Annotated in this window: 24 protein-coding genes; 16 read left to right on the top strand and 8 right to left on the bottom strand. The window is 67.6% G+C overall.

Features of this window, described 5'->3' with window-relative positions; translation table 11 throughout:
• Window positions 1–108: 108 nt before the first annotated feature.
• Window positions 109–1,686 carry an MFS transporter gene (locus C3Y15_RS17530; RefSeq protein ID WP_011880430.1) on the top strand — a complete coding sequence of 526 codons (1,578 nt, stop codon included), beginning with the start codon at window positions 109–111 and terminating at the stop codon, window positions 1,684–1,686.
• Window positions 1,687–1,778: 92 nt separating this feature from the next.
• On the opposite strand, the gene C3Y15_RS17535 is transcribed toward C3Y15_RS17530, so the two are convergent.
• The gene (locus C3Y15_RS17535; protein ID WP_011880429.1) at window positions 1,779–2,759 is read right to left on the bottom strand and encodes an alpha/beta hydrolase; all 981 of its coding nucleotides are present in this window, start codon (window positions 2,757–2,759) and stop codon (window positions 1,779–1,781) included.
• A 417-nt stretch (window positions 2,760–3,176) separates the two neighbouring features.
• On the opposite strand from C3Y15_RS17535, the gene C3Y15_RS17540 reads away from it, so the two are divergent.
• The 3 genes from C3Y15_RS17540 (at window position 3,177) to C3Y15_RS17550 (ending at window position 6,336) form a co-directional block, all read left to right on the top strand.
• Window positions 3,177–3,602 (top strand): DUF3331 domain-containing protein, encoded by a 426-nt coding sequence (locus C3Y15_RS17540; protein WP_059496383.1) that lies wholly within the window; start codon window positions 3,177–3,179, stop codon window positions 3,600–3,602.
• A gap of 320 nt (window positions 3,603–3,922) precedes the next feature.
• Entirely contained in the window at window positions 3,923–5,719 is a 1,797-nt protein-coding gene (locus C3Y15_RS17545; protein ID WP_011880427.1) for a winged helix-turn-helix domain-containing protein, read from the top strand.
• 191 nt (window positions 5,720–5,910) lie between these two features.
• On the top strand, window positions 5,911–6,336 hold the full coding sequence (locus tag C3Y15_RS17550; protein WP_059548728.1) for a DoxX family protein: 426 nt from the start codon (window positions 5,911–5,913) through the stop codon (window positions 6,334–6,336).
• Window positions 6,337–6,696: 360 nt separating this feature from the next.
• Here the strand turns inward: C3Y15_RS17550 and C3Y15_RS17555 are convergent, their stop codons facing one another.
• Together C3Y15_RS17555 and C3Y15_RS17560 are read right to left on the bottom strand one after the other, a co-directional pair.
• Window positions 6,697–7,605: a LysR family transcriptional regulator gene (locus C3Y15_RS17555; protein WP_011880425.1), complete on the bottom strand. Its 909-nt coding sequence runs from the start codon at window positions 7,603–7,605 to the stop codon at window positions 6,697–6,699.
• A gap of 328 nt (window positions 7,606–7,933) precedes the next feature.
• Complete coding sequence (locus C3Y15_RS17560; RefSeq protein WP_011880424.1) at window positions 7,934–8,749, bottom strand: DNA-binding response regulator; 816 nt, start codon at window positions 8,747–8,749, stop codon at window positions 7,934–7,936.
• A 986-nt stretch (window positions 8,750–9,735) separates the two neighbouring features.
• Here C3Y15_RS17560 and C3Y15_RS17565 point away from each other — a divergent pair.
• Window positions 9,736–13,113: a YadA-like family protein gene (locus C3Y15_RS17565; RefSeq protein WP_011880423.1), complete on the top strand. Its 3,378-nt coding sequence runs from the start codon at window positions 9,736–9,738 to the stop codon at window positions 13,111–13,113.
• A 307-nt stretch (window positions 13,114–13,420) separates the two neighbouring features.
• On the top strand, window positions 13,421–14,311 hold the full coding sequence (locus C3Y15_RS17570) for an amino acid ABC transporter substrate-binding protein (protein ID WP_011880422.1): 891 nt from the start codon (window positions 13,421–13,423) through the stop codon (window positions 14,309–14,311).
• Window positions 14,312–14,399: 88 nt separating this feature from the next.
• On the opposite strand, the gene C3Y15_RS17575 is transcribed toward C3Y15_RS17570, so the two are convergent.
• A complete protein-coding gene (locus C3Y15_RS17575) occupies window positions 14,400–15,386 on the bottom strand; it encodes a histidine kinase (RefSeq protein WP_224019639.1) in 987 nt (328 codons plus the stop codon).
• 352 nt (window positions 15,387–15,738) lie between these two features.
• Here C3Y15_RS17575 and C3Y15_RS32320 point away from each other — a divergent pair, with 352 nt between their 5' ends.
• Window positions 15,739–16,272, top strand: coding sequence for a hypothetical protein (locus C3Y15_RS32320; RefSeq protein WP_230945401.1), 534 nt, complete (start codon window positions 15,739–15,741; stop codon window positions 16,270–16,272).
• Between the two features lie 19 nt (window positions 16,273–16,291).
• On the opposite strand, the gene C3Y15_RS17585 is transcribed toward C3Y15_RS32320, so the two are convergent.
• Both C3Y15_RS17585 and C3Y15_RS17590 read right to left on the bottom strand, forming a co-directional pair.
• Window positions 16,292–17,308 (bottom strand): Crp/Fnr family transcriptional regulator, encoded by a 1,017-nt coding sequence (locus C3Y15_RS17585; RefSeq protein ID WP_011880419.1) that lies wholly within the window; start codon window positions 17,306–17,308, stop codon window positions 16,292–16,294.
• A 286-nt stretch (window positions 17,309–17,594) separates the two neighbouring features.
• Window positions 17,595–17,810 (bottom strand): hypothetical protein, encoded by a 216-nt coding sequence (locus C3Y15_RS17590; RefSeq protein WP_043292689.1) that lies wholly within the window; start codon window positions 17,808–17,810, stop codon window positions 17,595–17,597.
• A 494-nt stretch (window positions 17,811–18,304) separates the two neighbouring features.
• Here C3Y15_RS17590 and C3Y15_RS17595 point away from each other — a divergent pair, with 494 nt between their 5' ends.
• The 5 genes from C3Y15_RS17595 to C3Y15_RS17615 all read left to right on the top strand — a co-directional run bounded on the left by C3Y15_RS17595 (window position 18,305) and on the right by C3Y15_RS17615 (window position 21,181).
• Window positions 18,305–18,754 (top strand): CBS domain-containing protein, encoded by a 450-nt coding sequence (locus C3Y15_RS17595; RefSeq protein ID WP_011880417.1) that lies wholly within the window; start codon window positions 18,305–18,307, stop codon window positions 18,752–18,754.
• 66 nt (window positions 18,755–18,820) lie between these two features.
• Window positions 18,821–19,291 carry a hypothetical protein gene (locus tag C3Y15_RS17600; RefSeq protein ID WP_224019637.1) on the top strand — a complete coding sequence of 157 codons (471 nt, stop codon included), beginning with the start codon at window positions 18,821–18,823 and terminating at the stop codon, window positions 19,289–19,291.
• Between the two features lie 48 nt (window positions 19,292–19,339).
• The gene (locus C3Y15_RS17605) at window positions 19,340–19,891 is read left to right on the top strand and encodes a hypothetical protein (protein WP_124260128.1); all 552 of its coding nucleotides are present in this window, start codon (window positions 19,340–19,342) and stop codon (window positions 19,889–19,891) included.
• Window positions 19,892–20,038: 147 nt separating this feature from the next.
• Window positions 20,039–20,503, top strand: a complete 465-nt coding sequence (locus C3Y15_RS17610; RefSeq protein WP_011880414.1) for a hypothetical protein — start codon at window positions 20,039–20,041, stop codon at window positions 20,501–20,503.
• 228 nt (window positions 20,504–20,731) lie between these two features.
• Window positions 20,732–21,181, top strand: a complete 450-nt coding sequence (locus tag C3Y15_RS17615) for a CBS domain-containing protein (protein ID WP_011880413.1) — start codon at window positions 20,732–20,734, stop codon at window positions 21,179–21,181.
• Between the two features lie 46 nt (window positions 21,182–21,227).
• Here the strand turns inward: C3Y15_RS17615 and C3Y15_RS17620 are convergent, their stop codons facing one another.
• Window positions 21,228–22,829, bottom strand: coding sequence for a bifunctional aminoglycoside phosphotransferase/ATP-binding protein (locus tag C3Y15_RS17620; RefSeq protein ID WP_011880412.1), 1,602 nt, complete (start codon window positions 22,827–22,829; stop codon window positions 21,228–21,230).
• Window positions 22,830–23,201: 372 nt separating this feature from the next.
• On the opposite strand from C3Y15_RS17620, the gene C3Y15_RS17625 reads away from it, so the two are divergent.
• The 4 genes from C3Y15_RS17625 to C3Y15_RS17640 all read left to right on the top strand — a co-directional run bounded on the left by C3Y15_RS17625 (window position 23,202) and on the right by C3Y15_RS17640 (window position 25,174).
• Window positions 23,202–23,642 carry a hypothetical protein gene (locus C3Y15_RS17625; protein WP_011880411.1) on the top strand — a complete coding sequence of 147 codons (441 nt, stop codon included), beginning with the start codon at window positions 23,202–23,204 and terminating at the stop codon, window positions 23,640–23,642.
• Window positions 23,643–23,770: 128 nt separating this feature from the next.
• Window positions 23,771–24,241 (top strand): universal stress protein, encoded by a 471-nt coding sequence (locus tag C3Y15_RS17630; protein WP_124260129.1) that lies wholly within the window; start codon window positions 23,771–23,773, stop codon window positions 24,239–24,241.
• Between the two features lie 41 nt (window positions 24,242–24,282).
• A complete protein-coding gene (locus C3Y15_RS17635) occupies window positions 24,283–24,558 on the top strand; it encodes a DUF1488 domain-containing protein (protein ID WP_011880409.1) in 276 nt (91 codons plus the stop codon).
• Window positions 24,559–24,739: 181 nt separating this feature from the next.
• A complete protein-coding gene (locus C3Y15_RS17640) occupies window positions 24,740–25,174 on the top strand; it encodes an Hsp20/alpha crystallin family protein (protein WP_011880408.1) in 435 nt (144 codons plus the stop codon).
• A gap of 137 nt (window positions 25,175–25,311) precedes the next feature.
• On the opposite strand, the gene C3Y15_RS17645 is transcribed toward C3Y15_RS17640, so the two are convergent.
• Complete coding sequence (locus C3Y15_RS17645; protein ID WP_124260130.1) at window positions 25,312–25,977, bottom strand: nitroreductase family protein; 666 nt, start codon at window positions 25,975–25,977, stop codon at window positions 25,312–25,314.
• Between the last annotated feature and the right edge of the window lie 5 nt (window positions 25,978–25,982).

Here is a 25,982-nt window from a genome sequence, read left to right on the forward strand (position 1 = left end):
GGGTGGGGGACGGGGGCGGCGTCATATTCGGCAAACTCCATCGTACGGGCAGGTTTCGGCGCATCGCGTTATGCTTGCGCCAGCTTGACAGGCGGGAGCCGCTCGACGATGAACACCACGTTCGCCCCCGGTAGTGCCGCGGCGCCGGCAGCCGGCCCCGCTTCCGACATTCCGACGTTTCGTTCGATCGCGGCGATCGCGGCCGTGCTGCTCGGCGCGATCATCGCGACGCTGACGTCGCGCATCACGTCGCTTGGCCTCGCCGACGTGCGCGGCGCGCTCGGCGCGGGCTTCGACGAAGGCGCGTGGATCAACACCGCATTCACCGCATCGCAGATGTTCGTCGGGCCGCTCGCGATCGCGGCCGCGTTCCTGTTCGGCACACGCCGCGTGCTGCTCGCAGGCGCCGCGGTGTTTCTGTGCGCGGAGACCGCGCTGCCGTTGTGCACGCAGTTCGGCGCGTTCATCGTGTGCCAGGCGATCGCCGGGCTCGCGTCGGGCGTGTTCGTCCCGCTGACGATCGGCTTCGTCGTGCGCACGCTGCCGCCGCGGCTGATTCCGTTCGGCATTGCCGCGTACGCGATGAATCTCGAGATGTCGCTGAACCTGTCGGCCACGCTCGAAGGCTGGTACAGCGAACACCTGAGCTGGCGCTGGCTGTTCTGGCAGAACGCGGCGCTGACCGTGCCGTTCATCGCGTGCCTGATGGTGTCGCTCGCCGACGAGCCGGTCCGCCGCTTCGCATCCGGCATCGACGCGCGCGGCATGCTGCTCGGCGCGGGCGGCTTCACGTGCCTGTGCATCGCGCTCGACCAGGGCGAGCGGCTGTTCTGGCTGCAGTCGCCGCTGATCGTCGCGCTGCTCGCGATCGGCACGCTGATGATCGCCGCGTTCCTGATTCACGAGCTGGTGTCGCCGCGCGCGGGCATCGATCTGAGCTATCTCGTGCGCCCCAACATCGCATTGCTGATCGTGCTGGTCGGCCTCGTGCGCTTCACCGTGCTGAACACGAGCTTCATCCCGTCGCTGTTCCTGGCCAGCACCTACGGGCTGCGTCCGCTGCAGATTGGCGATACGCTGCACTGGATCGCGATACCGCAACTGCTGTTCGCGCCGTGCGTCGCGCTGCTGCTGCAACGCGTCGATCCGCGCCGGCTGATCGTCGCGGGGTTCGTGACGGTGGCGATCGCGTTCGCGCTCGGCGCGCAGCTCACGCCGGTGTGGGCCGAGCCCGACTTCATTCCGTCGCAATTGCTGCAGGCGCTCGGGCAGACGATGGCGCTCACGTCGGTCATCGTGTTCTTCGGCCGGCACGTGATGGCCGAGCATGCGCTGACGTTCGGCGCGGTCGTGCAGACCACGCGCCTGCTGAGCGGTCAGCTCGGCACGACGGCCATTGCGGTGATCCAGCGTATCAGGGAGGCAACCCATTCGAATCTCGTCGGTCTGCACGTGTCGCTGTCCGATCCGGAGACGCTCGAGCGGCTGCGGGCCGGGGCGGCGTCGCTGGTGGCGCACGGCGCGACGTTCGCGACCGGCAACCAGGCCACCTACGCGCTCGTCGATCGCGCGGTGCGCGTGCAGGCCACCACGCTCGCACTCGCCGACAACTTCCGCGTCGCGATGGCGTTCGCGCTCGTCGGCGCGGCGATCGGCCTGGTGCTGCGCCCGGCGCGTGCGCCGTGAGCGCGCGGCCGCGCATCTGAAAATTCCTGAAAAAATCTGTGGCGGCGTGCGTCGTCGCGGCGGGTTCGCCGCCGCGACGACGCACGTCACGCTTACGCCTGCAGGAACGCGAGCAGCTCCGCGTTGATGCGATCGGCGTTGACGACGCACATCCCGTGGGCGCCGCCTTCGATCACCTTCAGCACCGCGTGCTTGACGATCTTCGACGACAGCCGGGCCGAATCGTCGATCGGCACGATCTGGTCGTCGTCGCCGTGCAGCACGAGCGTCGGCACGTCGAACTTCTTCAGGTCGTCCGTGTAGTCAACTTCGGAGAACTCCTTCACGCACAGGTACTGGCCGTGAATGCCGCCCATCATGCCCTGCGACCAGAACGCGTCGATCGTGCCTTGCGACACCTTCGCGTTCGGACGGTTGTAGCCGAAGAACGGCACCGCGAGATCCTTGTAGAACTGCGAGCGATTCTCCGCGACGTTCTTGCGGATGCCGTCGAACACGTCCATCGGCAGGCCGCCCGGATTGGTCGGCGACTTCACCATCTGCGGCGGCACCGCGCCGATCAGCACGGCCTTCGACACGCGCTTCGTGCCGTGGCGGCCGATGTAACGCGCGACTTCGCCGCCACCGGTGGAGTGGCCGACGAGCGTGGCTTCGCGCACGTCGAGCGCGTCGAGCAGCGCGGCGAGATCGTCCGCGTACGTGTTCATGTCGTTGCCGTGCGACGGCTGGCTCGACCGGCCGTGGCCGCGACGGTCGTGCGCGATCACGCGATAGCCGTGCTGGACGAGGAACAGCATCTGCGCATCCCACGCGTCGGCGCACAACGGCCAGCCGTGCGAGAACACGACCGGGCGACCCGCGCCCCAGTCCTTGAAGTAAATCTGCGTGCCGTCTTTCGTGGTGATCGTGTTCATCGTATGAGCTCCTGGGTGGGCTGAAGAGGCGTTGCCGGCCGGCTTGCCGGCCGCGGCCGCCATCGTGGGCAGCGCGGCTGCCGCAACGGCCGTGGCCCCCGCAAGCAGCATGTCGCGGCGGCGCGCCGACGGTACGGCATCGGTTTGTTCGGGATGCATCTGGACTCCTGGGGTATGCGGCGGCGGTGCCGCACGGGATGGTGAATCGGTGCGACCGGCCCCCGCCATCCCGTCGTGCGGCCGGTCTGCGCCGCCACGTGCCGGCCGAGGCGGCGCGGACGAGCGAATGCCGTCAGGAGCGTATCCCGGCGCCGCGAGCGCCGTACTGAAATCCGGCTGAATTTTCTTGAACGCGCCCGCGCGCGAGCGAGAGGCCGCGCTGCAGAACAATTCAGTCCGTCACCGAGACTCTTCAGCGGACGGCGACTATCGTCGACATCGGGCCGCCCGGCGCACGTCGCGTCGGCTGGCGTCAGCTGGCGTCGGCCGCAACCCGCGCCGCGCGACGCGAACGAGCCCGGATCGCCCGGATCACCGAATCGCGGGCCCGCCCGTTACTTGCCTGGATATGCCGCCATGGACGCGTTCACTCGTTGGGAGCTGATGATCACATCGCTCGGGCCGTCGCCCGTCGCAGGGCTGCGGCCGATGCCGCGCACCGCGCAGACGGACGGCCGCAGCCGCCTTCATCGGGACGACCCGCCGATCCCGTCGAGCGGCGACGCGCGGCGCCGCAGCGCGATCATCGCCGCCGAACGGCAGACCGATTCGTCGGTGCTGGTATCGTGGAGCGACTCGACCCACTGCCGCTACGACGAGCAGCGCTGGATCAGCGCGAAGGCGCGCTCGCGCGGCCGCTGCGCGCTGACCGGGCTGCCGATCGCGACCGGCGACGCGATCTACAAGCCGCAATGGCGCGGCGCGAAGCGCCCGGCCAACTGCCGCGAGATGATCCTCGCGGCGGCGCTCGACCGCTTCGCCGCGCGGCAGCCGCACGCGTGACGCGACGCTGGGGAGCCGATCGACCGGTATTCGTTGGACGAATAAAAATCGGCATTCGGCCGAATGCCTTTTCATCGCATATTGGCCGATAAATTCATCGACGCAGCCCCGCTTTCATGCGTGAAACGCGCCTGCGCGGGGCGCTGGCCGATTCGGCGAATCCAATACCGGTATTTACCAATTTCCGGTCATTTCAAAAAATGCGATCGTTCCATTCGGATAATTTGAATCATTCGATCATGCAAATACCGTAGCATTGACGCCGGATACGCGCGCTGCCCCCGCGGCGCGCGGTTGACCGTCACCAACGCGAAATTCTCATGATCCGGATTGGAACACTTCACGTTTTTCTCGACAGACGTGAAATTCGTTCGAACGGCACGCTGCTGCGTATCGGCAGCCGCGCATTCGAAATTCTCGAATTATTGATTCGGGCGGACGGGGCGCTAGTATCGAAAGATGAAATCATGCAGCGCGTCTGGCCGCATACCGTGGTCGAAGAAAACAACCTGCAGGTGCATATCGCGTCGCTGCGCAAGGCGCTGGCCGCCGACCGCAACCTGATCGTGACGGTGCCGGGCCGCGGCTACCGGCTGGTGGTCGAGCGGGACGACGCCGAGCCGCCGGTGCGCACGGAGACGCTGCGCCCGGCCATGGTGCCCGGTGCGCTGTTCGGCCGCGAAACGATGCTGGCCGACGTGCAGGCCGCGCTGCAAGTCGCGCGCGTCGTCACGCTGGTGGGCGCCGGCGGGATCGGCAAGACGCGCGTCGCGATCGAGGCGGCCGCGCGTGCGCAAGAGCGGTTCCCGGAAGGGACGGTGTTCGTGTCGCTGGCCACGGTGGCCTGCTCGAACTTCGTGCCCGACGCGCTCGCCAGCGCGTTCGGCATCGCGCAGCCGGCCGGCTCGCTGACACTCGAAGCCGTGCTGGCCAGTGTCGCGCGGCGCCGGATGCTGCTCGTGCTCGACAATTGCGAACACCTGCTCGACGCCGCCGCCCGGATCGCGAGCGCGCTGACCGATGCCGACGACGGGCTGAGCGTGCTCGCGACCAGCCGCGAGGCGCTGCGCATCCATGGCGAGCGCGTGTGCCCGGTGCCGCCGCTCGACGTGCCCGCTGCCGACGCCGACCCGCGCGATGCGATGAACGCGAGCGCCGTGCAGTTGTTCGCGGCGCGCGCGCGTGCGGCCGATCCGCGCTTTCCGCTGGATGAACGCAGCCTCGCGCTGATGGCATCGGTGTGTCGCCGGCTCGACGGGCTGCCGCTCGCGATCGAGCTGGCGGCCGCGCGCGCCGCCGTGCTCGGCATCGACGTGCTGGCCGCGCATCTCGACGATCACTTCAGGCTGTTGACCGGCGGGTTTCGCACGGCGTTGCCGCGCCACCAGACGCTGCAGGCGATGTACGACTGGAGCTACCGGCTGCTCGGCGACGACGAGCAGCTGCTGTTGCGCTGGCTCGGCGTGTTCCGCGACAGCTTCACGATCGAGGCCGTGCGCGAGGTCGTCGGCGCGAACGGGCCGGCCGGCACCGATCTGCTCGATACGATCGCCGGCCTTGTGTCGAAGTCGCTGCTGATCCTCGAGACCTCGCAAGGCGGGCCACGCTACCGGCTGCTCACGACCACCCGCGCCTATGCACGGCAGCAGCTCGAGGCGCACGGCGAGTATGCGGCCGCGGCGCGCTCGCATCTGTGCTACTTCCTGAAGTTGTTCAGGCACGCGCCCGGCGGCCGCGGCAACGGCGCGGGCGGCAGCGTGCGGCTCGAAGTCGTGCGGCGCGAGCTCGGCAACCTGCGCGCCGCGCTCGACTGGGCATTCTCGACGGGCGGCGACCGCGCGCTCGGCATCGACCTCGCCGCGGTGGCGGTGCCGTGCCTGTTCGACCTGTCGCTCGTCGACGAATGCCGCGAACGCGCACGCGTGGCGCTCGACGCGATGCAGGACGCCGACGTGACGCCGGCCTGCGCCGATGCGCGCGTGCGCTTGCTCGCCGCGTACGCGGCGGCGCTCGCTCATACCGGCGGCTCGACGCAGGCGGCACATCACGCATGGCTGCAGGTGCATCGCCTCGGCCACGATGCGCTCGACGCCGACGCGCAGTCGCGCGAACCGTAACGCCGCGCAGGCTTCAGGACGTTTCAGTCCGGCTACAGGACGGCGCCGGTTCGCGCGCGTAGATTGTGCGAACGGCGCACGCAGGCCGCATGTCGGCGTGCGTGCCGCGATCGCCCGCGTTCGCTCGCGGTGGCGTGACGCCACCGAACGGGCGCGTCGGCGCCTCATCCGCCCATCCGGACGACCGTTACATGAATCCTGCTCAATCCGCTCCCGCTCCCGCTCCCGCCCGCGTGGCCGTCGATCTCGGCCTGCTGTTCCTGCGCGTCAGCGCAAGCCTGCTGTTGCTCGTCGTGCACGGCTTGCCGAAGCTCGTCCACTACACGGCCGAAGCGGCCGCGATCGAGGACCCGTTCCATCTCGGGCGCACGCTGTCGATCCTGTTCGCGATCTTCGCGGAAGTCGTGTGCCCGATCTTCATGATCGTCGGCCTGTGGCCGAGGCTCGCCGCGTTGCCGGTGATGATCATCACCGTCGTCGCGCTGGTGTTCGTGCATCCCGACTGGTCGCTGCGCGACGGGCAGTTCGCGTGGATGCTGCTGATCCTATTCGGCACGATCGCGATCGCCGGCGCCGGCCGCTATGCGCTGCCGCGCATCCCGCTTCGACGCGCGTAGCGCGAGCGCAGGCGCGGCTGCGAAACATAACGCTGCCGAGGAGAGGATGCTGGTTCCGCCGGCCGAGAAGCCCCACGCGTCGTTCAGCCTGATCGGGTGGCTCGAGAAGGAGATGAAGCGCCTGCACGATACGCTCGGCTGACGCCGGCAGGGTCGCGCGGCGCTGTCGGCCGGGCACACGCGGGAGCTGAGAGCAGCGTGATGCAGCTGGGGCAGAGGTCACGCCGATTAAAGCCCTGAGCGGCGTGTCAGACGATCGGCATGGGGCGCACGAGGCCGTGCGTGGAAGCGGGCGTGGTCGCGCATCATGCGTGCCCCGCAGGGCGAACGCGCCCGCGTGCGGGCCGTCGAACGGCAGCGTCAGTGCGGCGCCGTGAAGCAATCGACGAGGTGGGGTTTGTCGAGTTGCTCGACCCACCAGTGCAGTGCGCGTCCGGCTTCGTCGCCGCGCCATGCGAGATAGCAGTGCGTGGTATCGCGCATGCCGGTCACCTCGCGCGCGACGAGCTTGCCGCTGGCGATCGCGGGCGCCGCGATGCATTCGGGCAGCGTGCCGACCGCGAGGCCCGCGCATTGCGCCTCCAGTTTGGCGGTAAGCGTCGGCACGGCGAGGTACGGCTGGCCGGGGTCGATCCCGATCGACTGCGGCTGCAATTCGCGCGACGTATCGCTGATCACCGCGCCGCGATACTGGACGACCGAGGCCATCGACAGCGGTTCGGGCAGCGCGGCGAGCGGATGCGATGGCGCGACCGCGAACACGTGCTTGAGCGAGCCGATCGGCCGCGCGATGATGTCCGGCAGCTCGGGCGGCTCGCCGGCCGCGCCGACGACGAGATCGGCGCGACGCGAAATCAGCGCGTCCCACGCGCCGCCGAGCACTTCGGTCGACAGCCGCAGCCGCGTGTCCATCCCGAGCGCATAGAAGCGATGGACGTACGGCCACAGCGAGTCGAACGGCAGGATTTCGTCGATGCAGACGCGCACTTCCGTTTCCCAGCCCTGTTGCACGCGCAGCGCCTTCAGCTCGAGCTGTTCGGCCGCGCGCAGCAGGCGCCGGCCTTCCTCGACGACGACGCGGCCCGCATGCGTGAGCTTCGCGCGTCGTCCGCTGCGGTCGAACAGCGCGATGCCGAGGTCGCTCTCGAGTTTCTGCACTTGATAGGTCAGCGCGGACGGCACGCGGTGCAGCAGCTCCGCCGCTTCGGCAAACGTGCCGGTGCGGTCGATCGCGTCCAGGGCTTCGAGCGCTTCGAATGACAGCTTCATCGCGGGTTCCGGTAGAGAGGCTGGCGTATGGTACCAGCGCCAGCGCGGCGCGGGCAGCATCGGGCGTCGTGATTCATGGGGCTGGTGCGCGCCGTCTTCGGCTCGCTTGATCGGACACTTCTTCATACGACTTCATTCGGCCGATGGCGGGCGCAGGTGTGCACTACGAGCTATGCCAACGGCGCTTCGCGATGAAAGTCGCCAACTTGTTCGCGCGTCTCGTCGTGAGCGGCTATCACTCGTTCGCGGTGTGGGGATTCGGCAATGCACGCACGGGCTGCCAAGGGCGAAACAGGGCGGGCAGCCGCGGCCGTCGTTGCTGCCGCGGTTACGCGTCGCGTTCCCGCTTGCGGCCGGTCGCGGGCGCTGCCGCGACGCGCTGCCTGCGCCATTCGGTCGGCGTGATGCCGAACCGTTCGCGGAACGCGGTGGCGAAATTCGCGGGCGTCGCAAAGCCGATCTCCTTCGCGATGCTGGCGATGCTGAGCGACGTCGAATCCAGCAGATCGCGCGCGACGCGCAGCCGCTCGTGGCGCACGTATTCGAACACCGTTTGCCCGAGATTGTCGCGAAACGCGCGCGACAGGCGCTTCTCGTGCGTGCCGACCGCGCGCGCCAGTTGCTCCACCGTCGGCGGCTCGTGCAGTGAGCGCGACAGGTGGCGGATCGCCGCGCGCACGATGATGCCGTCGTCCCTGCCGGCCGCAGCCACGGTGGGCGCGGCCGATGCCTCGCCCGGCAGCGGGCGCCGCATCCGCATCAGCTGCACGCGGATCCGCGCGATGACTTCGGCGGGCTCGAACGGCTTGACGATGTAATCGACGCCGCCGATCTCGAGCCCTTCGATGCGCTCGTGCAGTTCGCCGGCCACCGTCAGGAAGATCACCGGGATCGCGCTCGTCAGCGGGTCGGCCGCCAGCCGCCGGCACGCGGTGAACCCGTCCATGCGCGGCATCCGCACGTCCATCAGCACGAGATCGGGCAACAGCGCCTGCGCGCGCTGGCACGCCTGCACGCCGTCGTGCGCGATGCTGATCCGGCACCCGGTGTCGCGCAGAAGGTCGACCAGCAAGCGCAACTGGTCGGGCTGATCGTCGGCGATCAGGATATGGGCATTGCTCAATACGGATGTCGAGGGCTGCATCGTTTACCTGTTCGGGAAGTGCCGCGGGCTGCGTTGCCGTGCGTATCGATTCCACTGCGGGAAAATCGTCGGAAGCTGCGACATGGCTTCACGAACGGGCGCGGCACGCGCGCATCGACAAACAGAATCGGCCGGTCTGCACGGCAGGCAGTATCTCGGCCCAATACCCGGCGTTGTCTCTTTCTATTGCTGACGCGATAAAGCGGCAGATCATGGTCGCGACCTGAATCGATGCGAATGGAATTGTAGGGGGAGATTCGAATCCTCACCAGAGTAACGGCATGGATTATTCGGACGCGTAGCGAAAGTGCCGCAGGAAGGTCTTTCGGTTTTACGTTTTTTAACTTGATTGCGTTTCCCTCGGATTCGCTCTGGCAAAGTATTTGTCCGCTTCAGAAAACATTTTTATTGATCGCGGAAATGCGCAATCGTTTGCGCATGCCGTTTTTGTAACGTAAGGCATTGAAAATTAAGGATTTGTCATTTTATAAAGAATGGCATCTTCTCGAACGCAAGGTGCTGTCCCATAATTCGTCCGAACTTTGGATGGCGAATCGATTCACCGGGTCGGTCGGTCTGGTAAAGGAGTCCGGCGCTGAGGAAACCAAATCGGTTCCGCTAATCGGTGTGTACCGCGATACATATTCGGCGCGGCAATCTTCGCATCTGCATTAGCGGTGCAGAACGAATTGCCTTGGTAACAATGTGTCGCGTAAAGCAGTCGGTCGGGGCGCGACGGATGAAATAGAAAATACGGGGTTAGTCGCGCCGCGCGGTGCGTCCCATTCGGATTGTCAATTGCAGCAGGCTGAATCGCGAGAATCGGCCGGGACGAACTCGTCCATAACCTGAACTTCGCATTACTGATGTTCTGGTAAAGGGTGAAACACAGACCGGTGCGCCGCCCGAGCAACGAGAAGTCGGATTCGACGGTGTGAATGAACGTAAGTAGTCCATAAACCATAAGCCACATAACGGAGCAGAAAATGCAGAGGAACCAGATCTCGGCGCTCGTCGCCGCCATGTTCGCAAGCGCAGGTGTGCTGGTCGCGGGGGCTGCCCACGCCGACAACTTCGTCGACCGCGGCAATCCGGACAACGCGTTGACCGGGCAATGCATCGACGGCACGAACCCGTTGTGCGTCGCGACGAAGAGCGGCACGTACGTCGCGACCAGCAGCACGAACTTCACGTCGGGCGCGAACGCGAAGGCCGGTTCCAGCGGCATCGCGATCGGCGACCAGTCGAACGCCGGCAGCCAGGGCGGCTCGAGCAGCGGCGGCGGTATTGCGATCGGCGTCGGCGCGCAGGCGCTCGCGAACTCGGCGACCGCGATCGGCACGGTGGCGCTCGCGCAAGGCAACACGGCGCTCGCGATGGGCCGCCAGTCGGCCGCGATCGGCGACTACTCGATGGCGCTGGGCAACGTCGCCGACGCGCACGGCACGAGCTCCATCGCGCTCGGTCACTCGGCGCTGGCGAGCGGCGATCGTTCGATTGCGATCGGCGGCGCGAATCCGACCACCAGCGACGGCGTCTCGAACGGCGCTTCCTACGACGCGGCGACGCAGACACGTGCGGGCGGCACGCAGTCGGTCGCGATCGGCGCGGGCGCGCAGACGAACGACAACAACCAGGTGGCCATTGGCTCCGGCAGCATCGGCGCGAACAACGGCGGTACGCCCGTGTTCGGCGGCACCGCTGCGCCGGTCGGCGGTGCGGTGTCGTTCGGTTCGGTCGGCCATGAACGGCAGATCCGCAACGTCGCGGCCGGTGCGGCCGATACGGACGCGGTGAACGTCGAGCAGCTGAAGAACGTCAACGGTACGCTGAGCACCGGCATCGCGAACGTCGATGCGCGCGTGACCTCCGTCGGCAATACGCTGTCGACGTCGATCGCCAGCGTCGACCAGCGCGTGACCAATGTCGGCAACAGCCTGAGCACCAGCATCGTCACCGCGACGCAGAACGTCGTCAAATACACCGACGATTCGCATGCGGCGATCGCGCTCGACGGCGCGAGCGGCACGACGATCAGCGGGCTCGCGGCCGGCGTTGCCGATACCGACGCGGTGAACGTCGGGCAACTGAAGGGCACCGTCGCGCCGCTGCAGACGTCGCTGTCGACCGCGGTCGGGAACATCACGAACCTGCAGAACAACGTGACCGGCCTGAGCGCGTCGCTGAGCACCGCGGCGTCGAACATCGGCGGCCTGCAGGCGGCCGACGCGCGCAACGTGAAGTACGACGGCGCGAGCGGCTTCGATTCGGTCACGTTCGCCGGCCCGAACGGCACGACGCTGCACAACGTCGCGGACGGCGTGGCCGCGAACGACGCGGTCAACGTCGGCCAGCTCGGCAAGGCGACCGATACGCTGAACCAGTCGATCGCCAACGTCGGCAACAGCGTGACGAAGCTCGGCGATCAGGTGAACGTGAACACCGGTAATATCGCCGCGCTGCAACAGGACGCGCTGCAATGGAACGCGGGCCTCGGCACCTATGACGCGAGCCACGGCGGCAACGGGCCGCAGCGCATCGGCAACCTCGCGGCCGGCCGAGACGGCACCGATGCGGTGAACGTCGACCAGCTGAATGCGGCGATCCACGACGGCACGAGCCAGCTCGACGCGCTCGCGGTGAAGTACGACGATGCGAGCAAGCGCCAGGTGTCGCTCGGCGCGGGCAACGGCGGCGTGCCGGTGCGCGTGACCAACGTCGCGGAAGGCAGCGTGTCGGCCGGCAGCACGGACGCGGTCAACGGCGCGCAGTTGCGCCGCGCGACCGACGCCACGGCGGCCGCGCTCGGCGGCGGTGCAACGGCGAATGCCGACGGCTCGCTCGGCGCGCCGTCGTACCGGGTCGGCGGCGACGCGTTCAACAACGTCGGCGACGCGCTGACGAACCTCGACGGCCGCGTCGGCAGCAACACGACGACGCTCGAGAATCACGAAACGCGCCTCGGCGACGCCGAAACCCATATCGCCGGCAATACGACCGCGATCGCCGGGTTGCAGAAGGACGCGCTGCAGTTCGACCCGACGCTCGGCGCCTACAGCGCCGCACGCGACGGCGCGCCGACGCAGCTGACCAACGTCGCCGACGGCCGGATCGCGGCCGGCAGCACGGATGCGGTCAACGGTGGCCAGCTGTACGGCGTGAAGACCGATCTCGAGCAGCAGATCACCCAGGTGTCGAACCAGACCGGCGAGGCCGTGAAGAACGTCGTCAAGTACGACGTCGACGGCAACGGCAACCGGCTGAACTCGGTGTCGCTGGTCGGCGGCAACGCCAACGCGGCGGTCGTGCTGAAGAACGTCGCGGCGGGCACCGACGATACGGATGCGGTGAACGTGAAGCAGCTGAAGTCGGTGCAGTCGAACCTCGACCAGCTCGGCGCGCTCGCGGTGCAGTACGACGATGCGTCGAAGAGCTCGATCACGCTCGGCGGCGCGGGCGGCACGCGCATCACCAACGTGAAGGCCGGCGCGCTCAATGCGACCAGCACCGACGCGGTGAACGGCTCGCAACTGTACGCGACGAACCAGCAGGTCGCACAGAACACGACCGACATCTCGAACCTGCAGAGCAACGTGACCAACATCGCGAACGGCCGGGCCGGGCTCGTGCAACAGCAGGACGCGAACGGCGCGATCACGGTTGGCAAGGACTCGGGCGGCACGAGCGTGAACTTCGCCGGCACGTCGGGCGACCGCGTGCTGAGCGGCGTCGCGGCCGGCGTGAACGCGAACGACGCGGTCAACATGGCGCAGTTCAACAGCGCGCTGAACACCGCGGCGGCCAACGACCGGATCCGTGCGGCGGCGACCGATGCGAACACCACGTGGATCGCGCGCGCCGATGCCGGTTCGATCGGCTCGACGGCGACCGCGACCGGCAAGAACGCGGTGGCGGTCGGGCAGGGCTCGGTGGCCGATCGCGACAATTCGTTCTCGGTCGGCGCGCAGGGCAACGAGCGGCAGATCACCAACGTCGCGGCCGGCACGGCGCCGACCGACGCGGTGAACGTGCAGCAGCTGAACGACAACCTGAACGCTGCGTCGACGCAGGCGAAGGGCTACACCGATCAGCGCGTCGGACAGGTGTACAACGCGTTCAACGATCTGAAGAAAGACATGTACGGCGGCGTTGCCTCGGCGATGGCCGTGGCCGGCTTGCCGCAGCCGACCGGCGCGGGCCGCTCGATGGTGTCGGCGGCGACGTCAAACTATCACGGGCAGCAAGGGTTCGCGGCCGGTTATTCGTACGTGACGGAGAGCAACCGCTGGGTCGTCAAGGCGTCGGTGACGGGCAATACGCGCTCCGACTTCGGTGCGGTCGTGGGCGCCGGCTACCAGTTCTGATGCGGGCGCGAGCCCGTTGAACGGCGGCGCGCGGCGGGCAGGCGGGATGCCCGGCGCGTGCGCGGCCCGAGGTCGTCGATCGACCTCGGGCCGTTTGCATTGTCGATCGGGAAAATCCGGACGGCCCTGCGCCATGGCGCCGCCGCGCCGTTGACTTGCGTCAAGGGCACGCGAGGGGCGGCGCCTACAGTGAATTCACGTCGGGTCTCGAACACGCGCGGCGACGGATGCGGAATGCGTTCCGCCCGTGGCCGCGACGGCTCGCGACACCGCGCCCGCGGGGTGCCCATCGTGGAAAGGGGGAGTCATGAGACATCGGTCCTTTGCCGTGCTCGCCACATTGCTCGCGGCGTGCGTCGCGTCGACGGCCGCATGCGCGCAGACGCTCGACAAGATTTCGCGGTCCGGCCGGATCGTCGTGTCGTACCGCGAAGCCGCGGTGCCGTTCAGCTATCTGCTGACGCCGCACAAGGCCGTCGGCTTTTCGGTCGACGTGACCGAAGCCATCGTCGACGACGTCCGCAAGACGCTGCGCAGGCCCGACCTGCGGGTCGCCTACGTGCCGGTGACCGGACAGAACCGCATTCCGCTGCTGGTCGATGGCAGCTACGACCTCGAATGCGGATCGACGACCAATACGTCGGCGCGCGGCAAGGACGTCGCGTTCTCGATCAACTACTTCTATGCCGGCACGCGGCTGATGGCGAAGCGCGCGTCGCACATCGGCGACTACGCGGACCTTGCGCACCAGGCCGTCGCGACGGTTGCCGGAAGCACGAACGAGAAGACGTTGCGGCGCGAACTCGCCGCGCGGCACATCGATGCCGACGTGGTGCTCGCGAAGGACTATGCGGATGCACTGCAGATGGTCGCGACCGACAAGGTCGCCGCGCTCGCGCTCGACGACGTTCTGCTGTACGGACTGCGGGCGAATGCCGACGATCCCGGCAGTTGGGTCGTCGCCGGCGACGCGCTGCAGGTCGAGCCTTACGCATGCATGGTGCGCAAGGACGATCCGGCGTTCAAGCGGCTCGTCGACGGCACGCTCACGCGGCTCATCAGAAGCGGCGAGTTCGCGCGGCTCTATGCGAAGTGGTTCGAATCGCCGATTCCGCCGCGCGGCGCGAATCTCGACATGCCGATGAGCGCGGCGCTGAAGGCGAATCTCGTCACGCGCAGCGATCGGCCGGCCCAATGATCGACGACGAAGGCGACGTGCGCGCAGCGGTCGAACGCGCAACTGCCGCTACGCTCGCCTCACCGTCATGAACGGCCTCCGGTGTGCGCTAGCGGCGCGACAACGACGACAAGTGCACGACGAGTTCCTGCCCGCCGGTGGCGAGCGTCTTCCAGTCGGCGTCGCCGCCGATCGTCGCGACCTGCTCGCGTATCGCGAACAGCGCCGGAGGGCGCTGCCGGTCGACGAAGGCGTCGTCGAGCGCGCCGTCCTCCCGGATCGTCAACCTGACGAAACCGCTGGCCTGCCGCAACTGCACGCCGATGCGCGCAACGGGCACGCGCAGCCGCGCGGATTCGAGCGCATCGCGTGCGATCCGATAAAGCACCGACGCGGCCGCATCGTCCACCACGGTCGCGCTGAGGTCGGTGTCGATCTTCACGCCGTATCGGGCGAACAGATCTTGCGCGAGCCACTCGAGCGTGGCGGCGAGCCCGAGCTCGTCGAGCATCGGCGGCCTGAGGTCGGCGGTGAGTTGCCGCACGTGTGCGGCGAGATGGTCCAGATGCGCGTCGATCTTCCGGCTGGCTTCGTTCGCGGTTCCGTCTTGCTGCATCAACTGAGCATAACGTGCGTTCAGCGCGGCGATCTCGATCTTCAACGCGTCGAGCGGTTGTGCGAGCCCTTCGTGAAGCTCGCGGGCAACGCGTGCGAATTCGGCTTCGCGCTCACGCTGCACGCCGCGCGCGAGTTCGCGCAACGCATGGCGCGATTCGCGCAGCTCGCGCTCGGTCGCATTGCGTCGCGTGACGTCGTGGAACGTCAACAGCACCGGCGCATGAACTGCGTCGCTCGATACGGTCGCCAACACGTCGACGTCGCGGGTCCGACCGTCGCGGCGCGTGAGGACGCCAGCCGTCGGCTCGGTCCGCCCGTGCGGCGCGACTGGCGCCATCGCCAGTTGCCGCCGCACGCCTTTCAGGCCGTCCGCGTCGAGCCACGCGGATGCCGCTGTGGCGATCACGTCTGCCGGCGCGAGCGCGCCGAGCAGCGCGAGGCATGCGTCGTTCACCCCGACGATCACGCCGTCGCGCATCAGCCACGTCGCAACGGGGTTGTGTTCGGCACATGCGCGCGGGTGCGCGGCGCGCGCAGGCGATGCGTCGATGGCGCGAACGCACGTCGCGATGCCGGCGGCGTTTGCGAGCGGTGCCGAGTCCGGTTCGATACGGCGCGCGTGCTCTGTTTCAGCGGATCGACACGTCGCGATGGTAGGGTGGGCCGGCATGCGCGCGCTGCGTCCGACCATGCGCTCGGCTGCCGGATTGAACAGAACGACGTGATCGCGATTGCTGGACGCGACGGGCGTATCGCACGCGGCATTCGTCTGATGGTCCGTGGCGGCGACGCGCTGCATTTTGCAGAAAACCCAGGCCCAGGTTCCGAGCGTGACGAACAGCCCGGCGACGGTCAATACGTCCATCGAATCGTTGTGCATCATCTTCGCGAGTCTCCGAGTGTCAAATATACTTGACGAAGGGATCGCCGCGGAAGAAAAATGGCGAGCCGGCGGGGTCCGGCGAAAGTTTCAATGGCAGAGAGGGGTGTCGCAGGCGCTCCGGCCTAGCGGTCCCTTCTCATTCGAGGCCAGTGGTATGAACATGTTTTTTCGTCTGCCCATCGCGCTGCAGGGACACGCGCACGAGCGTTTCGAGGTCGACGCGCAGGACGATGAATCGTTTGCGGCCCATCAGGTCGATTTCATCTGTTCGCTGTACGGGCGCGCCGAGTATCTGCGCGCGTGCGGCCGCGAGGACCCGGTCGGGGACGCCTTCCTGGCCGGCATCGTCAACGTGCTCGAAGCGCTCGAACTGAACTCCCCGGGCGATGCTCAAGGCTGCCTGATGCGGCTGCAGCAGATCATCGACGCGGTGTTCGCGGCACGCGGGCACAGTGCGGTGCGCGACACGCCGCCCGCCTGAACGCGTTTTCCGTCTTCGGTCAGCGCACGGCGAACACGCGTGCGTCGTTGCGACACAGGATGCGGTGGCACTCGCACGCGTGGTGCTCGATCGCGTCGCGATCGACGATCGTGATTAGGCCGGGACGATAGCGGATCGCGCCGTCGGTCCCCAGTTTGCGCAGCGTATTGCGGGCGAGCGCGCCGTCGAACGCCAGGACCCCCGGAAAGACTTTCCTGCTGAACTGGATCGCGTTGCCGTCCAGCCGGTCGAGCGTTTGCAGCAGCCAGCGGCACAGCTGCTCCAGCGGCGAATGGTGATGCCCGCACACGGTGAGTTGCGACATCTGCGCGAGCAATGCCTGCGTATAGCGCAGCAGCAGTCGCTGGAACGTGCCGCCGAGCGAGAATTCCTGTTTGGCGACGTCGGCGTCGAGCCGGTATGCATGGCCCGCGCCCTGGACGACCACGCGGTTGGCCGCGCGCGGCTCGCCGATACATGCAGACAAGCCCACGAGCCCGTCGTTGCCGATCATGGCCAGGCCGAGCGGTGCGCTCGCTTTCGTCGAATGGAAGACGACGCAGGCCGCGGTGGTCGGCAGATACAGGTGGCTCAGGCTGTCGCCTTGCTTGTGGAGCACTTGTCCGGGCGCGAGATCCACCGGTACGAGATGCGGTGCTAGCCGGTCGAGTTCGTTGGCCGGCAGCGCACGCAGCAGCCGGTTGTCCGAAGGCGCGGCACCGGTTGCGCGCGCGCCGTCGCGACTGCCGCGATCGGACTGTGTGCCTTGCGCCACGCGCGCGACGAGTTCGAGATGCTGACGGATCAGGATGTCGCGGTTGCTTTCCGGCAGGAGACTCAGGACCGCGGAGCGCACGTCGTCCTGACCGAGCGCATCGAGGATGCGCAGCTTCGACAGCGTGCCGAGGTCGCTCTTACCGGTGCGCCACGCAGATATCTGGGCGCGGGTCAACGCGAGCGCCTCCGCGAGTTGGGCGTCGCTGGGATAGCCGCCCAGCTTCTTTACTTCGTCGAATAATGCATACCAGTCGTGCACGATGTTCAGCCTGCGACGCAGTCCCGTCGCGAGGGCAACAGGGAATCGGATCAGGCGCCCATTTATAGCATAAATGACGCATGAATCCGCGATCGCGCGCGCGCGAATGGTCCGCGCGGTCGACCGGGACGCGAATCGCGTGATGGCAGCGTCGGGCCGGGGGCGGCTTCGTTCCACCGTGCGTCGCTACCGGCTTTCATGTGTCTTTCACACGGCTTTCGCAGTGCGCGTACGCGCGTTGCGCAAACGCCGGACGGCGACGTCGTGCCCGACTCGCGCGTCACGCTCAAAGCCGGTCGAGCAGCGCGAAGATCTCGTCGGTGCGGCGCAGCAGCGCGTTGTTGCGCTCGGCGCTCTCTCTGACCGCATGCAGCCTCGCGCGCCAGTACGCAGGATCGCTCACCGATGCGCTGCTCGGGAAGTAGGAGCGTGTCTGCTCGAGCAGACGAATGGAACCTTCGATATGGGACAGCTCGCGTTCGACGTCGCAGTACCAGTTCATTCGTGGTCTCCCGAGGTTGACCGGTGCATGCTGAGCCTCGCGACGCCGTCGTGTCTTGATGCCGCTCAACGCAGAGATTCATCCGATTTTTCGCGGCGACGTTCAGCCGAATCGGCATGCTGCATCGCCGCAGTGCTCGGCTGTCGTCGCGTCGGATCCGTTGATGGCTTGGATCGCTTCGATCGCCGAAGCTCGCCGGATGACCTGCGTCAAGGTCGATCGGCACGCCGGAGCGAAGATCGACGTTCCCGCATGTCGATCGCGATGCGCGTCGGCATGTCGGGTGCCGTCTTCCCATGCACCTCGACGAGGCGGCATGGATCGTGCGCGCGTTGCACGCGAATGTGCCGAATCGCCCGACGATTTTGCGTTCCGACGCCGCACGTACCGTTGTTCGTATCCGATGCGGACACGAGCCGGTGGCCGTGAATTGCGACAGCGCGTCGCGACGGGCATCGACCGGTGTTGCGCTGAACTGCTGACGGAGAATCGACATGAATGCCGCGATGCTTTGCACCCGCGATGTCGCCACGTGTACGACGCAGGCTACCGTCGTCGACGCGGCCGCGATGATGCGCGACGCCCACGCGGGCGATCTCGTGGTCGTGAGCGAACAGGACGGGAAGCTCGTGCCGGTCGGGATGGTCACCGATCGCGACATCGTGCTGACCGTGGTGCGCGCCGACGCGGCGCCCGGCGCGCTGTTCGTCGGCGACGTGATGTCGGCGCCCGTCGCGCTCGCGAACGCCGACGACGACATCTGGTTGCTCGCGAAGCGGATGCGCCAGCACGGCGTGCGTCGCTTGCCGGTCGTCGGCGCCGATGGGGAACTGGTCGGCGTCGTGTCGCTCGACGACATGCTGCGCGCGGCCGCGGCGCTGCTCGATGAATTGCGTCTCGTCGCTGCGCGTCAGGTGTATTTCGAGGAGAAGCAGCGTGGGTGAGCGGGGGCGGTGCGCGGTGTGCGGCGCAGCAGCCGGCTCGATAACGGCGCGCCTCATCGACCGTGCGTGCGCGATGCGATGACGCGCGATCCCGATACGGAGGCCGATACCGCTACGCCCGCCCGGCTGCGCTGGTGGCTCGGCTGCGTCGGTCTCTGCGTGCTGCTGTCGGCGGCCATCACATGGCTCGGTGCGATCTACGACCATCCTGTACGCGAAGGTGTCGTCGCCGGCATGAACGCGTCGGAATGTGCGCGCGTGGGCGTGCGCCCGGCCGGCTCGCTGCTGACCACACCGCTTCCGGAAAATGACTTGTGCATGCCGTTGTTCGTGTATCGCGCGTCGTATCCGGACGCCGCGAGCGACGTCGCGTCGTACCGCACGTGGGTACTCCAGCAGCGCATCGCCGAATTCCGGTATCTGGTCGGCTATGTGCTGTTGCTGTGCGCGACGATTCTGGTCGTCGTCGCGGGGACGGTCATGCTGATCCGGCGGTGGCTGCGGCGTTTTGATCGCGGCGCAGGTATCGATACGTGAGCATCGCCGCTGTGGCATCGGCCAGACGGCACGAACGCCGGAACGACCGTGACGATTTCAGCTGAATTGCACGACGCGCATTGCTTGATGGCGATCGAGACGAGCATCGTCGGGGCGGGACGTTATCGCTGCCGCATCCGTGTGATGCGTCCCACGCCAAACGGCAAGTACGACACGTCACCGATATTCAAGGCCGAGCGCGGCGCTGAAGACCTTGCGCAACTGCATGACGTGGTGCGAGACGAAGAAGTCCGACGCCTTCACGTTGTAACGCATCGGCACGCGCGTTCCAGCGCGTTCGAACACGCGCGCGGCATGCGGGTCGGTACATTGACCTCCGTCAACCCCCATCGCGCAGCGCGATCGAGAATGATCACAGCGTTCTCGCGCAGTAGCGGCGACATGTGCGGTTCCTGCCAACGCAGCCGACGGCGGCCCGCGCCGAGCGTTCGTCGACGGCTTCGTTCAGACACCCGCTCGACATGTCGGGCCGAAACCGCATACGCATATGAGGTCACGGTGGAACTGCGCATCATGAATGCCGGCCGCATCGATCCGCAGCGAAAAGCGCGAGAGCAACGAAGAGAGACGCAAGGATGAGTAGGTACAGATACGCCGTTGCAGCGCGTTCGAACGCCGCTTCCCGATGCCCGAAGCGTCGATGCACGCGAGCCTCACTGCATCGTTCGACGACGGCGCGTCATCCGCGTCATCCGATTCCAATAACCGCCTACGGGAGGAATGATCATGAACTGGCTTGCCGAATACTTCGCGCAGCGCACGAGCCCGCTGGCGCTTTCCATGTGGGCGCATCCGCCGCTCGCGCTCGGGCCGGACGGCCCGGTCTGTCGCGAGCCGTACCGGTTGCCCTATCCGGGCGTCGAACTCGTGTATACGCCGGGCGAAACGGTCGAGCGCGACGGCAATATCTATACGCTGCCGGCGCGCTACGACGCACGCGGGCTGTTCGCCGCGCGCAGCACGGCGCGAGACGACACCGCATCGTTCTTCCATGAGGTGACGATCTTCGCGCCGTCGCCGTTCAACTCCGACTTCGTGATGACCGTCAACGGCGAGTTTTCGTTCGTGCCGACGTTCTGGCAGGACGGTTCACCGGGCTTCTCGGGAATCTGCGCACCGACAGCCAGCGGCCGCGCGACAGGCGAGCGAAGCGGCCCTCCGTGGCTATTCCAGGGCTATCTCAGCATCTAGGCCGCACCGGGCGGAGCGCGTACGTGGTCGACGACACACGCCGCGCACACTCGTCACGCGAGGCGGAGCCGGCGCCGCATCGCCACCCGAACCCCGCCAAAACCCGCACGCCGGACGCACGTTGACGTGAGTCAACCCGGCCGCGGGTGTCGCGCTTACTCTGAATTCGTGGGCACGCGTCGTCGCGGCGCGGGGATCGTCCATGCATCGGGCAACGGGAGCGTCATCATGCACATCGGAAGAATCTGTACCCAGCCGGTCGAGTCGTGCACGGCCGAATGCAGCGCGTTCGAACTGGCCGACCGGATGCGGCACGGGCATGTCGGCGATATCGTCGTGATCGAGTACCGAAACGGCGAGGCCATCCCGATCGGTCTGGTGACCGACCGCGATCTGGTGGTCGAGGTGATGGCGCGCGGCGACGATCCGGCCGACGTGACGGCCGGGCAGATCATGTCGCGCGGTCTGGTCGTGGTGGCGGAGACCGACGAGATCGGCGTCGCGCTCGAGGAGATGCGCCGGTCCGGCATCCGCCGGCTGCCGGTCGTCGACGACGCAGGCCGCCTCGTCGGCATCGTGACGCTCGACGACCTCGTCGAGCATCTCGCCGGATTGCTCGGCGGCGTCGCGGAAGTCGGCAAGCTGCAGCAGATCGAGGAGCACCGGTTCCGCACGTGAGCCAGGCGTAAACCTTGCGGCGGCGCGCGGCCCGCGCCGCCCGCTTTTACGCGTGCAGCGCCTCGAACAACGGCGCCCAGAACTCGCGGCTTTCGTATGCCGCGGCATCGCAGTCGGTGTCGAAGCGAATCGCGATCGCGGTCTCCGCGTCGGTCAGCGCGTCCGCATGCTCGAGCTGCTGCGCCAGCACGGCGGTGTCGGCATCGGAAGGGTCGTTCCCGCGTGCCGCCCTTGCGGCCACGCGTGCGGCGAGCGTGGCCGGGCTCGCGGTGAAATCCAGAATCGCGATGCGCACACCGCGCCGTGCGGCGAGCGACACGAACGCCGCGCGATCGGCTTCGCGCAGGAACGTCGCATCGACGATCGCCGTGTAGCCGCTGTCGATGACGGTCGCGGCCGCTGCCAGCAGCCGTTCGTAGATCCGTTCGATCGCCGCGTCCGAATAGGCGCCGGCCGACAGGTGCGTTTCGTCCGGTACGCCCGCGCGCCGCTTGCGCTCGACGTCGCTGGACAGCCGGATCGCGCCGAGCCGCTCGGCCAGCGCGCGGCTGGCCAGCGATTTACCCGAGCCCGATACGCCATGACACAGGAGCAGCAGCGGTTGTGCATCGCGACGTGCGTCGGCCATCGCCGCTGCAATGCGCAGATAGAGCTCGTGTGCCGCGTCGTCGCCGCGCAGTCGCGCGGTCAGCGCGCGCACTAGCGCGCGATAGACGACATAGCATGGCAACACGCCGAGCGCCGCGTAGTCGCCGGTGCGCGCGAGCCACCCGGACAGCAAGCGGTGCGCGCAATCGTCTCGGCCGTGCGCGGAGAAGTCCATCAACGCAAACGCGAGGTCGCTCGCCACGTCGATCCAGCGCAGCGCGTCGTCGAATTCGATGCAGTCGAACATCAGGATGCGGTTGCGCCAGCGCACGATGTTGTCGAGATGCAGATCGCCGTGGCATGCGCGCACGAAGCCCTGCGTGTGCCGCTCGGCGAGCAGCGGTGCGATGCGCGTCAGTTCCGCTTCGTACCACGCGTGCAGCGCGGCTTCGCGCGGCACCGCGACGTCGAGCGTATCGAGCAGCGGCCGGCACTGCGCGGCCACGCTCGCCGCGCTGCCGAAGTGGCTGCGCGGGGCGCAGCGCGGCGCGTGCAGATGATGGCGGGCCAGCGTGGCGGCGAGCGCATCGGCATCCGCGAGGCCGGCGTCGTGCGCCGCGCTGCGAATCGACAGCATCGCGTGCGCGTCGAACCGGCGCATGCGTACGAGGTACTCGCCGGGCGTTGGCTGCCGTTGCCGGCGCGCGCCGGTCTGCAACGGCTCGCCGAAAGCGCAGCGGCGGCCGCGCGCGACGAGCGGCCAGACGCCGAGGTACAGCGGACCGGCGAGCGCGCGATTGAGCGTGTATTCCGCGAGCGCGCAACGGCGCCGCTGCGCGGGGCGCACGAGATCGACGAACGCGAAGCGCACCGGCTTGATGCGTTTGTACGCGTAGCGTCCGGCCAGATAGACGACGGACAGATGCGTTTCGATCCGCTCGATGCGGCCTGCGGGGTGCGGATAGGTTGCCGGGCGGCGCAATGCGCGATCGAACTGGATCGCCTTGCGTCGTGCGTTGGCGCGGCCCAGCGAGAACGATACGTGACGCGTTCGGGACATGGTGAACGGATCGGTCGGACGAGGCGCGTGTTCGTCGACGCCTCGCGGGTGGAATTCGCACGCAAGCCGCAGCGTGCTCGTGTCGGATGGACGTGGCCGGTTCGATCGACATCGGGCGACCGGCGCGCGACCTCGCTATTGCAGCCGATCGGCGCGCGATCCGGCTTGATACGGGTCAACGCCGCCGTGCAGAGGCACGCTTGATGCAGGTCAACCGCATTCCGCGCGGCGGCAATACAGTCGGTGCCAGTAGTCGCGCAGCGATGCGCGAGCGTGCACGCCGGCGGCATGTGCGTTGCGTCACGGCCGCGGCCGTACGCGTTCACGCCGCGCGAGCGTGCGCGGAATTCCTGGTATGGAGAGGCGTTGGCGATGAAGCGACGGGTATTGGCGATCGGCATGCTGCTCGCGTTGGCCGCGTGTGCGGACACGGAGCAGGCGACCGTGTTCAGGAAGTCGGAGACGCAACTGCTGGCCGCGCGTCAGTCCGCCGCGGTGCAATGTTCGACGGCATCCGAATGCGACCGCGAGTGGACTCGCGTGCGGCGCTACATCGAAACCCATTCGGCGACGCGGATCACGCGCGCGAGCGCCGACAGGATCGAAACGGCGCAGCCGCATCTGGCCGGCGAAGTCTATCTGTGGGCATCGCGCACCGCCGCGGGCGACGGCGCGTCGGTGATCCGGCTCAAGGCGATGTGCAAGGGCATGTACGACAGCGCCGGCGGCCCCGGATGGCAATACGACGCATGCGCACGGAAAATTCTCGACATCGAGCGCGGCTTCCGCGCGGACGGGAATCTGCCCGGCTAACGCGCCGCGCCGCCGATCGCTTCACGCTTCCAAACCGTTGACTTCGGTCAACGCCCGCCGGCGGCAAGCGCCGATGATGGAATTGCACCGAACGCCACAGGCGCGTCGGTTCTCCCAGCGAGGTCGGTATGTACAAGAACGTCATGGTCGCCGTGGACGGCAGTCCGTCTTCGAAACGGGCGCTCGACGAAGCGCTCAAGGTCGCTGCGTCGTGCGGCGCGCGCCTGTTCGCGGTGTTCGCCGTCGACAAGTCGATCCTGCTCGCGTACGGCGGGCGCATCGATCCCGACGCGCTGCTCGACGACGTGCGCCGCGACGGCACGGCCGTGCTGCACGACGCGGAACGCGCGATTTCGCATGCGGCCGTCAACGGCGACACGGAGCTCATCGAGACGGAACTCGGGCAGGACGTCGCCGAGCGGCTGCAACGCTATGTCGCCGAGCACGCGATCGACCTCGCGGTCATCGGCACGCACGGGCGACGCGGGGTCCGGCGCTTGTTCCTCGGCAGTGTCGCCGAGCGCTTCCTGCGCGGCTCGAGTTGCCCGGTCCTGCTGCTGCGCAGCGACGATCCCGCGCCGGCCAAGACGGCCGGCTAGCGGCCGCGACGAACTGCGCGCTACCTGGTCAGGTCACCATCATGCAGATCTCGTTTCCATCCGAACATCCGACGTATTCCGGCCTCGATCCCGCGCTGAGCTTCCCGGCGCTCGTCGAAGGCCGGCGTGTGCGCTGCGCGATCACCGCGGAAGCGCTGGAAGATCACTTTCGCGCGGCCTCGCCGCGCGAGCAGGATCTGGTCGACGCGTTCGCGCGCCATCGTCCCGCGATCGAGCGCGCCGCGCGCGCGCTGCTCGAGGAGATGGACGGGCGGCCGATCCTGCTGCATAGCGGCTATTTCAGGTTCTGCAGATGAGTGCCGGCCGCCGCCGTCGGCGCGCTTCGAGCGCGCGCGGCGGCGGTCCGGTACGTTGCGTTTCGAACGATCATTCGTCCCGTGCGCGGCAGCGTTGTCGCGCTATTCGATCTTCAGCGCGGCCGAGCCTGTCGGGACGCAAGCTTCGGCCGCACGTCAACTGTCTCAGGAGTTACGAACCATGAGCAATATGACCCGTTACGATCCGTTTTCGATCGAGCCCGTTTCCGACCTGTTCCATGGGCTGTTCAGGCCGTTGCGCGGCATGACGCTTGCCGACCAGCCCGACCTGGCGTCGATGAAGATCGACGTCACCGAGAACGACGGCGCGTACATGGTCAAGGCGGAGCTGCCCGGCGTGGCGAAGGACGACATCGACGTCCAGGTGACCGGCAATACCGTCTCGATCAACGCGAAGGTCGAACGCAACAACGAACAGAAGGACGGCGAGCGCGTGATCCGGCGCGAACGCTATAGCGGTGCGATCAGTCGCTCGTTCTCGCTGGCCGCGGACATCGACGACGCGAATGCGACGGCGACGTACCAGGATGGTGTGCTGTCGCTGACGTTGCCGAAGAAGGCGCCGGTCGGGCAGAAGAAGCTCGCGATCAGCTGAGCGCAAGCGCGTGGCGGGAGGGTGCATCTGCGCATCGCCCGTCGCGAGCAACGAGCAACGAGCAACGAGAAGCGGCGCACGGAGCGATCCGTGCGCCGTTTTTCATTTCATTTTCGTTGCGGCGGCCGACGCATGCGTCAGCCGTGCATCGCCGTGTTGCCGACGTGGAAGCCGACCGTCTGCGCGAGGATCGGCAGCTCGTCCTCGTTGAGCCGCAGCGCATCGGCGAGCGCGCGGTGGTTGATCCAGCCGCGCACGACCGTGCCGAGGCCGGCCGACGCGCAATACAGCGACACGTTCTGCGAGATGGCGCCGGCCGCGACTGCCGCGAACACGTCGCGTTGCTGCGGCGGCATGTCGCGAATCGCGGAAGTGCGCACGACATAGATGAGGTCGAGCGGCGCTCGGCCGACGAAGTCCTGATAACCGGTCAGGTTGCGCGCATCGACCGCGTGCTTCAGCACGAGGCGGTGCGCGGGCACGTCGTAGCGATAGACGCCGTACGGCAGCGCGACGTACACGTCGATTTCATTGAACGCGTGCGCGGACGGCGCCGTGCGGCCGCCGCTCGCAGGACGGTTGATTCCGTTCGCGGCCCACAGCATCGTGCCGAGCGTCGCGGGCGGCAGCGGCGCGGCCGCGAATTCGCGGGAACTCATCCGGGTGGCGAGCGCCGCCATCAGCGGCACGTCGTTGTCGAGCATCGGGCTCGGCAGATCGATGATCTCCGGCGACTCTCCGTGCGCGGAGGCCGGCAGTGCAGCGGGCGCCGGCGAGTAGGCCAATCGTTGCGGTTCGGTCATTCGAG

It is taken from the genome of Burkholderia sp. B10, assembly GCF_004368385.1.
Taxonomy (GTDB): Bacteria; Pseudomonadota; Gammaproteobacteria; order Burkholderiales; family Burkholderiaceae; genus Burkholderia; species Burkholderia vietnamiensis.

Bases quoted from the DNA above. Each gene is read 5' to 3' on its own strand.
- C3Y15_RS17535 (WP_011880429.1), bottom strand. From the start codon at position 2,759: ATGCATCCCGAACAAACCGATGCCGTACCGTCGGCGCGCCGCCGCGAC.
- C3Y15_RS17575 (WP_224019639.1), bottom strand. From the start codon at position 15,386: ATGCGCGACGGCGTGATCGTCGGGGTGAACGACGCATGCCTCGCGCTG.
- C3Y15_RS17590 (WP_043292689.1), bottom strand. From the start codon at position 17,810: ATGAACTGGTACTGCGACGTCGAACGCGAGCTGTCCCATATCGAAGGT.
- C3Y15_RS17620 (WP_011880412.1), bottom strand. From the start codon at position 22,829: ATGTCCCGAACGCGTCACGTATCGTTCTCGCTGGGCCGCGCCAACGCA.
- C3Y15_RS17560 (WP_011880424.1), bottom strand. From the start codon at position 8,749: ATGCAGCCCTCGACATCCGTATTGAGCAATGCCCATATCCTGATCGCC.
- C3Y15_RS17540 (WP_059496383.1), top strand. From the start codon at position 3,177: ATGGACGCGTTCACTCGTTGGGAGCTGATGATCACATCGCTCGGGCCG.
- C3Y15_RS17610 (WP_011880414.1), top strand. From the start codon at position 20,039: ATGAACTGGCTTGCCGAATACTTCGCGCAGCGCACGAGCCCGCTGGCG.
- C3Y15_RS17630 (WP_124260129.1), top strand. From the start codon at position 23,771: ATGTACAAGAACGTCATGGTCGCCGTGGACGGCAGTCCGTCTTCGAAA.
- C3Y15_RS17555 (WP_011880425.1), bottom strand. From the start codon at position 7,605: ATGAAGCTGTCATTCGAAGCGCTCGAAGCCCTGGACGCGATCGACCGC.
- C3Y15_RS17615 (WP_011880413.1), top strand. From the start codon at position 20,732: ATGCACATCGGAAGAATCTGTACCCAGCCGGTCGAGTCGTGCACGGCC.
- C3Y15_RS17595 (WP_011880417.1), top strand. From the start codon at position 18,305: ATGAATGCCGCGATGCTTTGCACCCGCGATGTCGCCACGTGTACGACG.
- C3Y15_RS17530 (WP_011880430.1), top strand. From the start codon at position 109: ATGAACACCACGTTCGCCCCCGGTAGTGCCGCGGCGCCGGCAGCCGGC.
- C3Y15_RS17570 (WP_011880422.1), top strand. From the start codon at position 13,421: ATGAGACATCGGTCCTTTGCCGTGCTCGCCACATTGCTCGCGGCGTGC.
- C3Y15_RS17565 (WP_011880423.1), top strand. From the start codon at position 9,736: ATGCAGAGGAACCAGATCTCGGCGCTCGTCGCCGCCATGTTCGCAAGC.
- C3Y15_RS17645 (WP_124260130.1), bottom strand. From the start codon at position 25,977: ATGACCGAACCGCAACGATTGGCCTACTCGCCGGCGCCCGCTGCACTG.
- C3Y15_RS17635 (WP_011880409.1), top strand. From the start codon at position 24,283: ATGCAGATCTCGTTTCCATCCGAACATCCGACGTATTCCGGCCTCGAT.
- C3Y15_RS17550 (WP_059548728.1), top strand. From the start codon at position 5,911: ATGAATCCTGCTCAATCCGCTCCCGCTCCCGCTCCCGCCCGCGTGGCC.
- C3Y15_RS17625 (WP_011880411.1), top strand. From the start codon at position 23,202: ATGAAGCGACGGGTATTGGCGATCGGCATGCTGCTCGCGTTGGCCGCG.
- C3Y15_RS17545 (WP_011880427.1), top strand. From the start codon at position 3,923: ATGATCCGGATTGGAACACTTCACGTTTTTCTCGACAGACGTGAAATT.
- C3Y15_RS17640 (WP_011880408.1), top strand. From the start codon at position 24,740: ATGAGCAATATGACCCGTTACGATCCGTTTTCGATCGAGCCCGTTTCC.